The sequence below is a fragment of the Xenorhabdus szentirmaii DSM 16338 genome (assembly GCF_002632585.1).
GTDB lineage: Bacteria > Pseudomonadota > Gammaproteobacteria > Enterobacterales > Enterobacteriaceae > Xenorhabdus > Xenorhabdus szentirmaii.
The window spans coordinates 991,900-1,004,240 of the sequence record NZ_NIBV01000001.1; the positions used below are offsets into that span (position 1 = coordinate 991,900).

The window sequence follows — 12,341 nt, forward strand, 5'->3', positions numbered from 1 at the left end:
ATATATTTATTTATTACTTTTTATCAACTAAATTATTTTTTTTAATAAAACTATCTTCTATTTTAATTGGTTATTCTGTCGTTCTTAATGTGTTTAAAACGGGTATAAAATGAATATTGATGTTAAACTATGCCCATACCCGTTTATTGGAAAATGAAATAACTAACGTTTCCCATTATTTTTTGCTTGCAAATATCGCTGTGCCAAAAATAGGGCGCTGACATTTCTGGCCTCATTGAAATCGGGATGATCTAATAACGACATCATGTCAGAAATAGGCCAGCGTACCTGCACCAATGGTTCTGGCTCATCGCCTTCTAAATATTCTTGGTAGAGATCCTGAGCAATCACGATGTTCATTTTGCTGGAAAAATAAGAAGGGGCCATCGTTAACTTTGTCAACATTTCCAATTTTCCTGCCCCAAAACCAATTTCTTCTTTGAGTTCACGATTGGCCGCTTCAAGGACATTTTCCCCTGCATCAATGGCTCCCTTTGGAAAACCTAACTCGTATTGTTCAATACCAACGGCATATTCCTGAATCAGAATTAATTCATCACCAATGACAGGAATGATGAGAACTGCTTCACGTTTCCCGGGTTTCATGCGTTCATAAACACGTTTTACGCCGTTGCTGAATTCAAGATCAACGGATTGAATACTGAATAAATGAGAGTGAGCAATATCATTTACATTCAATATTTTAGGTTTTTTTAGTTCAATCATGTTTGTCCTTTGTGGTTGTCCTTTATGGTTGTCATAAACTGGCCGGTTGAAAATAACCACTTGCCAATTCACATCAATTATATGGGTTGATTTAGGATGTGTGGTTAAATTGAGCGCTTCCCAAGTTTTGCGTTAATATGGCTGATTATGCTAGTAAATGATAGCGATTATCGCTTGAATGAATTTTTGCTGATATCTTACCCTTGCAAAAAAGGCTTTATTTTATGGAAAGGTGTGAGAAAATTTATATAACGTTTTGTTAATAAAATTAAAAATGGAAGGCACGAATAGGAATAGCCTGATACTGAGCATTTCAAAAGATTGTTATTCTGCCAGTCTCTGTACGGCTGTTATAGGCGGGAGAAAAAATGAGCTCATTGGTCATTATATTGGCTATTTTTGTTATTAGCCTGATTATAATGGCTTCCTTTCTGACTTTCAGATGGAGGCAGCTTAATAACGCACGTCATTTACCTTTACCATCGGTGGCTAAAACAGACCACCATAAGTTGAGTGCTGATGAACACCAGCTTATTGAATCCTATTTGAGAAATATACATCCTCAAATGAAACAGCACAGAGATAATCGCGCTGATCATCCGAGGTTATCTGTTCACAATATGGATGTTTATACTATTAACCACACTATTACCCGTTTTTCTGCTGTTTCGGATAACTCCCATCATTGGCGTTATTACATTGATGAAACAGAAGTACACTTGCCTGCTCAGCTTGAGTCATTCATTAAACAAAAAAATACGATTGATATTATTCAGACGACATCAATGCCACTTGTCATTGGCGTGAATGGCTATTTTTTGACAGATTACCAGCAAGACCTCTTGGTTCCACAGGCAGTGACAAAAATCGCACAGGCCTCAATCCAGAAAAACGGTAATTCGAACGCAAACTTGCTGTATGTCCGCAAGGAAACCGTGGAAGAGCGCCATCTCCGATATTCAACAGATATTCAGGAAAGCCTGTTCATGTGCATTGGTTTGGCACTGTGGTTTATTGCGCTTTTCGTGCCTATTCCTATGCTGCCGTGGTTAATGTTGGTATCCCTTTTGTTTATTCTGGGAAGTTTTTGGCTGCAATTCAGGCTTCCCTCCAGACGAAAATTATTAAATATCCATTGTTTCAATGGCATTCCAAAGCGTTGGGGAATTTTCAGTGAATTTGAGCCGGAGCGATTAAAAAATATCTCTTTAGGCGGCATTGATCTCATTTATCCAATACATTGGGAACCTTATATCATGCATGATATTGATCAGACCACTGATATAGATATGTACATTAACGGTCAGGTTGTGCGGCAGGGACGGCATCTATCATTGCATGAAGAAGAAAAGCACTATCCTTATCGGCGTTACAAGAAAAATCTCATACTGGTGACTTTCTCCCTGCTCGTTATGTTAGTGCTGTATTGTTTCCCGCCAGTCAGTTTATCCATGCGATTGAGTTTTGCCTGGCTGTATGGCAGTGACACCAAAGTGATAACCAGCGTTTCGGAACTGAAAAATATGTCGCTGAAGGAAGGGGATGTATTGAAAGTCAAAGGAGAAGGAATGTGCTACGAGCCGCCTAATGGTATGGAAGATAATATGATGATATTTCAGCCGTTTAATTGCATAGGTGTCTATTGGAATAATGAATTGCCATTACCGGTGATAGAATCGGAAGCTATCGAACATATCTCTGCGTTTCTCACAACGATCGCTGAACAATTACACCCGTTTGAAAGTCGGGAGAGATTTCGCCTTAACGCACATGCAGCCATTGTTAAACCAAGTCTGATTTTACTTGAGGACTTTCCCAAGATTGTTGTACAGGCACAAAACATGTGTCATGACTCAGTAGATTGTATTCGCCTTAAAAATGTATTGCTTAATCTGGGAAACGTGTCGGATTGGGACTTTTTATTGCAGGAGGCAAGAAGTGGAAAACTGCGGGAAGGCAGAGTGTTATTGCGTTCTGGCAGCGCAGATGAGCTGGAAAAAATAGTTGAAGAGACTACAGCAATATTTTTCAATAAGGAACTTTATGACGCTGCCAATTTAATAAATAGCCCAGCGCCGGGAGGTGTATTGCTATTTAGTGCGGAACATATGCCATTGACTGAATTTCCGATGGTGCCGGATTCAAGTAGGTATGAGTATACGTTAATGGAACAATGGAATGAGTTAAAGGATATTGTTGAGATGTTAATGCATACTCCGTTTGACATTGAAGGGATAGTGACAGAGTTGTTTGAAGATGCAAATGGGACATTGAATATCATGTTGCACAGCGAACCGGATTCAGTAGCATTTATTCGTTATTTGGGAAGCTGTTTGTTGTTGGCACTGCTGTTGGCGACATTGACTATCAATACCGCATTAGTCATAAGTAAAAAGAGAAAAAATCAGGGGCGTCTTCAGCACATTACTCAACATTACGATAACTGCTTCAAGTCGCATGCTCCACCAATGAGTTAGCGGTGACCTCATGGCCTGTGTTACCCTCAATTCGTTTCTTGCCAGCTCAAATCAGATATTGGGATGAGAGATACAGGGAGATTTAATCATGCAGAAATCAGATAATGAACAGGCCGTTCGCCTTGATAAATGGTTGTGGGCGGCCCGCTTTTACAAAACCCGTTCTATCGCACGTGAAATGATTGATGGGGGAAAAGTTCATTATAATGGGCAACGGAGTAAACCGAGTAAACTGGTTGAGTTAAATGCAGAGATCAAGCTGCGTCAGGGAACGGATGAAAAAACAGTTACCGTTTTGGCCTTAAGCAGTCACCGGCGCAGTGCCACCGAAGCCCAGCAACTTTATCAGGAAACCGCTGAAAGTATCACCAATCGGGAAAAAATGGCATTGGCTCGTAAAATGAATGCGCTCACAATGCCACACCCCGATCGCCGTCCGGATAAAAAAGAACGGCGTACACTGATGAAATTCAAGAATTCAAAATTAAATGAGTCGGACGATACCCAATGAATTTCGAGATATGGCCCGTTGGGCGGTAATTTGAAAACTGAAAGGCATCACCGTCTTAGTGAGATGAGAGAGATTTATGACCAAGCATGACCAATTACACCGCTTTTTATTTGAAAGCCATTCTGTCAGGGGGGAACTTGTTTCCGTCAGCGAAACGTACCAGCGGATGCTGGAAAACCATAACTTCCCTCAACCTGTGCAGCAACTGTTGGGTGAATTGTTGGTCGCAACGAGTCTGCTGACAGCCACACTGAAATTCAATGGGGATATCACCGTTCAGATTCAGGGTGATGGGCCGGTTAAACTGGCTGTCATTAATGGCAATAACCAACAGCAAATGCGTGGCACAGCGCGCATTGACGGTGGTGTGGATGCCGCAGCCGGCCTGCGGGATATGATAGGCAATGGCTATATGGTCATCACAGTAACACCCGATGAAGGTGAACGTTATCAGGGCGTTGTGGCGCTGGAAGGTGAAACATTGTCAGAGTGTCTGGATGCTTATTTCAAACAATCTGAGCAGTTGCCGACCCGTCTGTTTATCCGTACCGGAATGCAGGATGGAAAAATGGCGGCAGGTGGCATGTTATTGCAAATTCTGCCGGGGGCGCAGGAAGGCAGTGACAATATGTTTGACCATTTGGTGCAACTTACTGCAACCATCAAGGGAGAAGAGCTATTTACACTGGATGTGAAAGAAATCTTGCGTCGTCTTTACCATGAAGAAAATGTCACGTTATATGAACCACAGTGTGTCGAATTCCGTTGCAGCTGCTCCCGACAACGCTGCGCTGATACGTTGGTAACAATACCTGATGCGGATATTCAGGAGATTTTGCAACAGGATGGAAAAATAGATATGGAGTGTGAATTCTGCGGTGTGCATTATATTTTCGATGAGAATGCCATTAACGAAATAAAGGCATCGAAATAAATAAAAACACCGAAAAAGAGTTGATGCATGAACTCTGGCGGTAAGCAGTCATTGCTGGGTTGCACCTATTGAATGAATAATGTTTTTTAGGGGCGTGAAAAACGCCCTTTTTATTATCAACATACCTTTATTTCGTGTCCTGTGTCTCATATAAACTCAAAAAAATTAATGTGATTTCAATTTTTTGATAACAATCGCGGTTAATTAGTCATAATTATTTATTATTCCCCCGAGAGAAGAAGTCTAACTGACCAGGAGCAATAAATGAGCGTTACAGGCATTACTGAGCGGGAACTTGCGGTTTATGGTATTCGTGATGTTGATGAAGTTGTTTATAACCCAAGTTATGAATTGTTATTCTCTGAGGAAACCCAGCCTTCACTAGAAGGATATGAGCGCGGCACTCTGACTAATTTGGGTGCTGTTTCAGTCGATACCGGTATTTTCACGGGGCGTTCACCAAAAGACAAATATATCGTTCGCGACGATGTGACTCGCGATACCGTCTGGTGGGCTGATCAGGGTAAAGGTAAGAATGATAATAAACCGCTCAGCCAGGAAACTTGGTCTCATCTCAAGGGGCTAGTGACTCAACAACTTTCAGGCAAACGTTTGTTTGTGGTGGACGCGTTTTGTGGCGCCAACGCGGATACACGCCTGAAAGTCAGGTTTATCACTGAAGTGGCATGGCAGGCTCATTTTGTGAAAAACATGTTCATCCGCCCATCGGATGAAGAACTGGTTGGTTTCACCCCTGATTTCATTGTAATGAACGGTGCTAAATGCACGAATCCACAATGGAAAGAGCAGGGGCTGAACTCTGAAAACTTTGTTGCTTTTAACCTGACAGAACGCATGCAGCTGATCGGTGGGACATGGTACGGCGGGGAGATGAAAAAAGGGATGTTCTCTATGATGAACTACCTGCTGCCCCTGAAAGGTATCGCGTCCATGCACTGTTCTGCCAACGTAGGTGAAAAAGGCGATGTTGCTGTCTTCTTCGGTCTTTCTGGCACAGGGAAAACAACGCTCTCGACAGATCCGAAACGCAAATTGATCGGTGACGATGAGCATGGTTGGGATGATGACGGCGTGTTTAACTTTGAAGGCGGTTGCTATGCGAAAACCATCAACCTGTCCAAAGAAGCTGAGCCGGATATTTATCATGCCATTCGCCGAGATGCCTTGCTGGAAAACGTCACTGTACTGGCCGATGGTTCGGTTGATTTCAATGATGGCTCCAAAACAGAAAATACCCGTGTTTCTTACCCTATCTACCACATTGAAAACATCGTTAAACCGGTATCAAAAGCAGGGCACGCGACAAAAGTGATTTTCCTGACTGCCGATGCTTTCGGTGTATTGCCTCCGGTTTCCAAACTGACACCGGAACAGACTCAATATCACTTCCTGTCTGGCTTTACCGCAAAACTGGCGGGCACAGAACGTGGTGTCACTGAACCCACACCAACCTTCTCTGCCTGCTTTGGTGCAGCGTTCCTGTCACTGCATCCGACCCAATATGCGGAAGTGCTGGTCAAGCGCATGCAGGCATCGGGGGCGAAAGCCTATTTGGTTAACACCGGCTGGAATGGGACGGGCAAACGTATTTCCATCAAAGACACCCGTGCCATTATTGATGCGATTTTGAATGGCGACATTGAAGACGCAGAAACCATCCAACTGCCGATTTTTGATTTGGCTGTCCCGACAACATTACCGGGTGTGGATACCGGCATTCTTGACCCCCGCCAGACTTATGCGGATCAAGCCGAGTGGGATGTAAAAGCAAAAGATCTGGCGCAACGTTTTGTCGATAACTTCGATAAATATACGGATACCGCTGCGGGCGAAGCATTGGTGAAAGCAGGTCCTAAGCTGTAATACCACGCTTACCCATTGAATCTGATGTACCCAATACAGAAAACCCTCTATCGGAATAGATAGGGGGTTTCTTGTTCATAATATTTATTGACCAGCCTGTTTCGCTTCAGCCATTGAGGCTTCAAGTATCCACAAACAGTCAGCACCTTCTATTGTTTCTAATAACGCATAACGCGTTCGCTGGTAAAAGATGCTGACCTCATCTTTTGTTTTTTCAAAGGGCGGGACACAAACAAGATTAGAACCAATCATGAACGGATATTTATTCGCATCCAGCACTTTCAATGTGTTTAATGCCTCTGATGTATTTGTTGTTAACGCTTCGGTGATAGCATCTTCTAGTACCACAGCCGTAGCGGATTCTTTGCAAAATTGGCTAGGCGTGAACTATATTCTAACAAGAGGAGAGTAACGTGATTCTATTTTAACATTAACAAAAAAATCACCTGAATTATCTTCATAATGACTATCAACAAATAAGAAGGTCAATTCGCCATCAGTAGGAACTGTTTTGTGGAGTACACCATTACCAATCTCATAGGTAAAATCTCCAATTTTTCCTACTAGGCTACCTCCCGCTTGAGGTGGAAGGCCTGCAATACCTTGGGGAGCAGCCCACGGATTCGGGCGATTGTCAGAGGCAAATTGAACCCACCCAGAAGCAATAATAGATATTACATCACCTTTTCGAAGAACAAGTCCTGTGGGTTGACCTTGCGGAAGTTTGCCAGAAACAGTACCAGACCAATCGTACATACAATTACCTCCAAGAATTACATTTATGCAAATGGTTGTTAGAGATGATTACGGGAAGTTCTGAAAAATTGTACTTATTAATCGAACTCGGTTGAGAATATCATGATTATTAATTTGAATTGCCAATATAAAATCTCAGAGATATAACTTATTTTTATCCATTTATTAATTTGAACGATTGTTTAATACTGTATTATTCATTGTTGATTAAGTCAGTCCAAACTCTCAACCGCGAGGACAGGGATGGTGTCAATCTGGCTATTTCCGATTTGATGCGAGGCCAACAACTGAACATCCTTGATCACAGAAGACAGGGGCGAAACAGGTGTCATATGTTGTTTGACCAGCGGGCAATATCGGTGGTTGAGTCGAGCATCAAGCCCGACAATACAAAGGGAGTTATCAGCATACTAACCATTAATATCATTTATGACGGAAAATGTGTAGATGCCTATGTCTAAACAGGTAGGGAGTTTTTACATTTCTAATCCTTATTTGTTAGCCGGTTCCTGTAGCCACTCAGCCATTGAGGCTTCAAGTACCCACAAACAGTCAGCGCCTTCTATTGTTTCGAATAACGCATTCGCTGGTAAAAGGCGCTGACCTCATCTTTTGTTTTTTCAAAGGGCGGGACACAAACAAGATTAGAACCAATCATGAACGAACGGATACTTATTCGCATCCAGCACTTTTAATGTGTTTAAAGTCTCTGATGTATTTGTTGTTAATGCTTCTGCGATGGCATCTTCCAAACTTACAGAACGTTTGGCATCAGTGAATGGCGCCAATGCGGGCATCAAATCCAGCCAGGCTTTATTTCCCGCCGCGATCTCTTTAAATATAACGTTCCATTCATCTTCCTGAAGATGATTTACTGCGTTCTCTGAGCCTGATTTATCAATATTTTTAGATAAAATATCAGGAGTTATATTTGCCCAGGCCAATATCGGCATAAGGACGAATAATAATGCAAACTTCCTCATTTAATTAACTCAACGCTTTATTTCCAGAAAGATATTGAAGTTATTGTTAAGCTGGTGGCAGGTCAAATAATAGAATTTCACTGTCTTGTTTTGCACTTAATTGAAGGTGGGGTTCATCCCAAATGGCGATGCCGTCGCTGGCGGTAGCCAGAATCCCATTAATCACAACTTCGCCTTTAACTACCTGAATCCATATATTTCGCGATTTTTCGATGGTATATTCACTTTTTTCGCCACTGTCAAATACCCAGCGCCATAACGTCATATCTTGAAATACTTTCAAAGAGCCTGAGCGGGCATCGGGAGAGAGGATCAACTGGCGTCCCTCAACGGCATCAAAGCGGCGTTGTTCATAGCGTGGCATCAATCCCGTTTTTTCCGGCAAGATCCAGATTTGGTAAAGATGCAGCTGGCGGTCATTGTGCGGGTTATATTCCGAGTGACGAATGCCGGTTCCTGCGCTCATAATCTGGAATTCCCCTGCGGAGATTTGCCCTTTGTTCCCCATGCTGTCCTGATGTTCTACTGCCCCGGATAACACATAGGTCAATATTTCCATATCATTGTGGGGGTGCGTGCCGAATCCTTGCCCTGCATCAATCACATCTTCATTAATGACTCTGAGTGCGGAAAAGCCCATGAAATTTGCATCATAGTAGTTGGCAAATGAAAATGTATGCCAGCTATCCAGCCAGCCGTGATTGGCATGACCCCGTTTTAGCGCCTGACGTAAGTAGATCATTTTCAAAATCCCTCAATGTTTTTGAGTAGTCTAGTTGAAGGGGATAAATATGAAAGATCAGAAATTTAATCTTAAATTTCAAAAAATTTGAACAAATAATGGGAAAAAGGGGAAAGACAATATTGAGTAGATCTATAAAATAAACTGTACTTTCCTTTTCATTGAATTTGGTTGTTGCTAAGTTAGTTTTGCTTTCTCCATGCTAGACAATATTTAGGAGTCATCAATGTTTCGTATTAATGATTTGATTGATTTACACACTTTGTGCGAGTCAGCTGAATTGGAGTTTAAATTGGCTCAAGGAAAAGATGGGAAAGGAAAATTACCCGATGACTTTTGGCCTACTTATAGTGCAATGGCGAATAGCAGAGGTGGGTTTGTAGTATTAGGCGTACGTGAAAAGCATGGCAAATTTACCGTATCTGGTTTAGACAATCCCGAAAAAGTGAAACAAGAATTATTTAATGGTTTGAATAATCCGCAATTGGTAAATGTCAATTTATTGAAGGAACAACAAGTCAGTATTATTGAGTTAGATGGTAAAAAAGTATTGGTGATTGAAATTCCTCGTGCCCTCCGCGAAAAAAAACCTGTTTTCCTTAAAAATCAACCAATGAAATATACATATATTCGTTTGCATGAAGGAGATCGGGTTTGTACAGAAGAGCATGTTAAGCGAATGATGGTAGAGCAATTGGAAGACAGTCGTGATAACAGAGTGCTCCAGAACTTCGATCTAAATGATATCAATATTGAAAGTTTACAAGCTTATCGCCAATTACTGTCTGTTTCCAGACCAACACACCCCCGCTTTAGAACTAAATCACTTTGACTTTTTGCGTAGTATTGGCGGTTGGCGTAAGGATAGACAGACAGGTTTGGAGGGGATGACGCTAGCCGGTATTTTAATGTTTGGTACATGGGAAGCAATTCAAGATGCAGCCCCAAATTATTTTGTGGATTATCAGGAACGCCCTGAAGCTAAGACGGAACGCCGCTGGATAGACCGTATCTGCCCTGATGGAACGTGGTCTGGTAATGTTTTTGATTTCTATCGCCGAACTTATCGTAAACTAATTGCGGAATTGAAGATCCCGTTTGAGCTTAAAGATGGTATTCGTCAAGATGAGACCCAAATTCATACCGCATTGCGTGAAGCGTTGGTTAACACGTTAGTTCACGCTGATTATACAGGACGTTTATCTATTTTGGTTGTTAAACGTCCAGATTTGTTTGGATTCCGTAATTCTGGATTAATGCGCATTCCTCCAGAGCAAGCTATTAAAGGATATGAAAGTGATTGTCGCAATAGATTGATGCATCAAATGTTTTTGATGATTGGGGTTGGCGAACGCTCAGGTTCTGGTATCCCAAAAATCTATAGTGGTTGGAAGTGGGCTAATTGGCGAATGCCGAAACTATATGAAAAAACTGAGCCAGAACAAACTTTGTTAGAACTTTCTATCGGAAGTTTGATTTCTGAAAAAACAGCTTCGTTACTGTACCAAAAATTTGGTGATAAAGTGGAAAAGCTAAACGAATTGGAGCGAAGTATCGTGATCACTGCAGCAATGGAAGGTTGGCTAGACCATAAGCGAGCTTGTCAACTCACTAGCCTACATTCCCGAGAAGTGACATTAGCTTTACCCAAATTAGTTGAGAGGGGTTTTCTCATTGCACATGGTGAAAAGCGAGATAAATCTTATGTATTATCAGGGGTGGAATTATTTTCCCCAGATGACATATTTGAAGCAAATACGTTACCTTCTGATAAGGCGTTCATCACGGATAATGGAAAAATGATCACGGATAACGGAGAAATGATCACGGATAACGTCGATTGTTTAATTGATAGTAACCAAAACCGTGATGAACAGGGGCGTTTTGTAACAGGCAAACTAGCTCATCCTTATATTGATGATTTTTATGTATTAAATAGTATGTTACAAAATAAATTAAAGGAGATTTCCTTTCCTGCCAGAGAGAAAAAACGTTTGTCTAATGAGATGATGGACTCAATTGTGTTGGAGTTATGTAAAGGACATTTTATACCCTTGCATATCATTGCTATGTTAGTTAACCGTACACCGCAAAATGTTCGTGAGAAACAGCTATCTCCATTAGTTGAACAAGGGAAACTGAGATTGGCTTTTCCTCATGCTAAGCGTCATAAAAGACAAGGTTATATCACCAAGAATGAGTTCCAAGAATGAATTTTATACCCAATGGATTTCAAAAAAAAAGCCAACATTAAGCTGGCTTATTAAAAGTAAACACTGGAAGCAATGTGAGCAATGTCGTACTTTCATATGGACCCTGAAGGTGGTGCACTGAAAGTGTTAGGAATGATAATCGTTCTCAATATCATTTGTAAAGTGTTTTTTTAATCCATTTTTGTGAGTATTGCCCTATAACCCCAATTCCATTTGATAAAGGTGTTGTGTGCCGGAGTCATGGAACTCATAGGGTGTGACTTGGTAACCCCGCAACCACAGTAAAAACCACCCATCATGGGTATCAGGACATAATCCAGCGAACCTGAAGCCACCTTTTTTCAGCAATGCACATGATTCCAGTGATTTTTCATTGGCAGGCAGTTTTAAATAGATCAGCTGTCCGGTCGGAAAATCGATGACTTCCGATAAAAAGTCAGAATGTGTTTCGTATAGCGTGATTTCCAGACGTCGCCCATTTTTTTTGATGGTAAACGGCTCGACAGTCAGAAAGTGATGACATTCTGATGATGATTCACCCACATGCTGGCTTATCTGCGCGACCCAGTTTTGCCATGGCTGTGGCCAGTTCAGCTTAGGCAAGGGCAATGATTTCAGTGGCAGGATGCCTTGTATGATGCTTTCAGGCTCCGGCAACCCAAAGGGTGAATCGACATAATCCAGCATCAGTGCCGTCGAGTGAAAGCCTAAGTTACGAGCGATATATTGACTTTTGGGGTGTGAGCACACTTGTTTTATCGTCAATAAATTGTAACTTTGTTCCTTCGCATAAAGGCATAAATAATGACCCAGAGACTTCGCCACACCATGGCCGCGAAAATTCGGGCAAACGGCAATAAGAGCCAGTTCGGCATGATTTTGCTGTACGGAATCTTTCACCAGCGAAGCATGACCAATGAGCCGCCCCTGATAAAATGCCAGAGCAGAATACCATTGCCCTGTTGTTTGATAAGCATCAATAAGCCTGGGCAGGTAAATGTCAGGATAGACATACGAATCGCCGTAAACTTCACGAAATAATTGGCTGATTTTTTTATCATCACCTGACTGATAACTTCGGACCTGAATATCGGAAAGGAAGATAGTCATCGATT

The 12,341-nt window shown here is 41.8% G+C and carries 10 protein-coding genes and 1 pseudogene; 5 read left to right on the forward strand and 6 right to left on the reverse strand.

The genetic code is table 11. The features are described 5' to 3' along the window. Nucleotides 1-162 precede the first annotated feature (162 nt). Nucleotides 163-726 (reverse strand): ADP compounds hydrolase NudE, encoded by a 564-nt coding sequence (gene nudE / locus Xsze_RS04640; protein WP_038237490.1) that lies wholly within the window; start codon nt 724-726, stop codon nt 163-165. A gap of 368 nt (nt 727-1,094) precedes the next feature. Between nudE and Xsze_RS04645 the strand changes: the two genes are divergently transcribed. The 4 genes from Xsze_RS04645 (at nt 1,095) to pckA (ending at nt 6,532) form a co-directional block, all read left to right on the forward strand. Further along, nucleotides 1,095-3,203, forward strand: a complete 2,109-nt coding sequence (locus Xsze_RS04645) for an IgaA/UmoB family intracellular growth attenuator (RefSeq protein WP_038237493.1) — start codon at nt 1,095-1,097, stop codon at nt 3,201-3,203. A gap of 88 nt (nt 3,204-3,291) precedes the next feature. Next, nucleotides 3,292-3,714, forward strand: a complete 423-nt coding sequence (hslR, locus tag Xsze_RS04650) for a ribosome-associated heat shock protein Hsp15 (RefSeq protein WP_038237494.1) — start codon at nt 3,292-3,294, stop codon at nt 3,712-3,714. Between the two features lie 76 nt (nt 3,715-3,790). Continuing rightward, on the forward strand, nt 3,791-4,648 hold the full coding sequence (gene hslO / locus Xsze_RS04655; RefSeq protein ID WP_038237495.1) for an Hsp33 family molecular chaperone HslO: 858 nt from the start codon (nt 3,791-3,793) through the stop codon (nt 4,646-4,648). Nucleotides 4,649-4,912: 264 nt separating this feature from the next. After that, nucleotides 4,913-6,532 carry a phosphoenolpyruvate carboxykinase (ATP) gene (gene pckA / locus Xsze_RS04660; protein WP_038237496.1) on the forward strand — a complete coding sequence of 540 codons (1,620 nt, stop codon included), beginning with the start codon at nt 4,913-4,915 and terminating at the stop codon, nt 6,530-6,532. An 84-nt stretch (nt 6,533-6,616) separates the two neighbouring features. Here the strand turns inward: pckA and Xsze_RS04665 are convergent, their stop codons facing one another. The 4 genes from Xsze_RS04665 to Xsze_RS04680 form a co-directional block, all read right to left on the reverse strand. Continuing rightward, a complete protein-coding gene (locus tag Xsze_RS04665; RefSeq protein WP_051462370.1) occupies nt 6,617-6,880 on the reverse strand; it encodes a hypothetical protein in 264 nt (87 codons plus the stop codon). Nucleotides 6,881-6,919: 39 nt separating this feature from the next. Next, nucleotides 6,920-7,288, reverse strand: coding sequence for a LecA/PA-IL family lectin (locus tag Xsze_RS04670; protein ID WP_038237499.1), 369 nt, complete (start codon nt 7,286-7,288; stop codon nt 6,920-6,922). A 644-nt stretch (nt 7,289-7,932) separates the two neighbouring features. Continuing rightward, nucleotides 7,933-8,271 carry a hypothetical protein gene (locus tag Xsze_RS04675; RefSeq protein WP_141557231.1) on the reverse strand — a complete coding sequence of 113 codons (339 nt, stop codon included), beginning with the start codon at nt 8,269-8,271 and terminating at the stop codon, nt 7,933-7,935. 46 nt (nt 8,272-8,317) lie between these two features. After that, nucleotides 8,318-9,013, reverse strand: a complete 696-nt coding sequence (locus Xsze_RS04680) for a pirin family protein (protein WP_038237502.1) — start codon at nt 9,011-9,013, stop codon at nt 8,318-8,320. Between the two features lie 226 nt (nt 9,014-9,239). Here Xsze_RS04680 and Xsze_RS04685 point away from each other — a divergent pair. Continuing rightward, nucleotides 9,240-11,226: pseudogene (locus tag Xsze_RS04685) on the forward strand (RNA-binding domain-containing protein). Between the two features lie 195 nt (nt 11,227-11,421). Here Xsze_RS04685 and Xsze_RS04690 read toward each other — a convergent pair. Next, nucleotides 11,422-12,336: a GNAT family N-acetyltransferase gene (locus Xsze_RS04690; protein WP_038237505.1), complete on the reverse strand. Its 915-nt coding sequence runs from the start codon at nt 12,334-12,336 to the stop codon at nt 11,422-11,424. Nucleotides 12,337-12,341 lie beyond the last annotated feature (5 nt).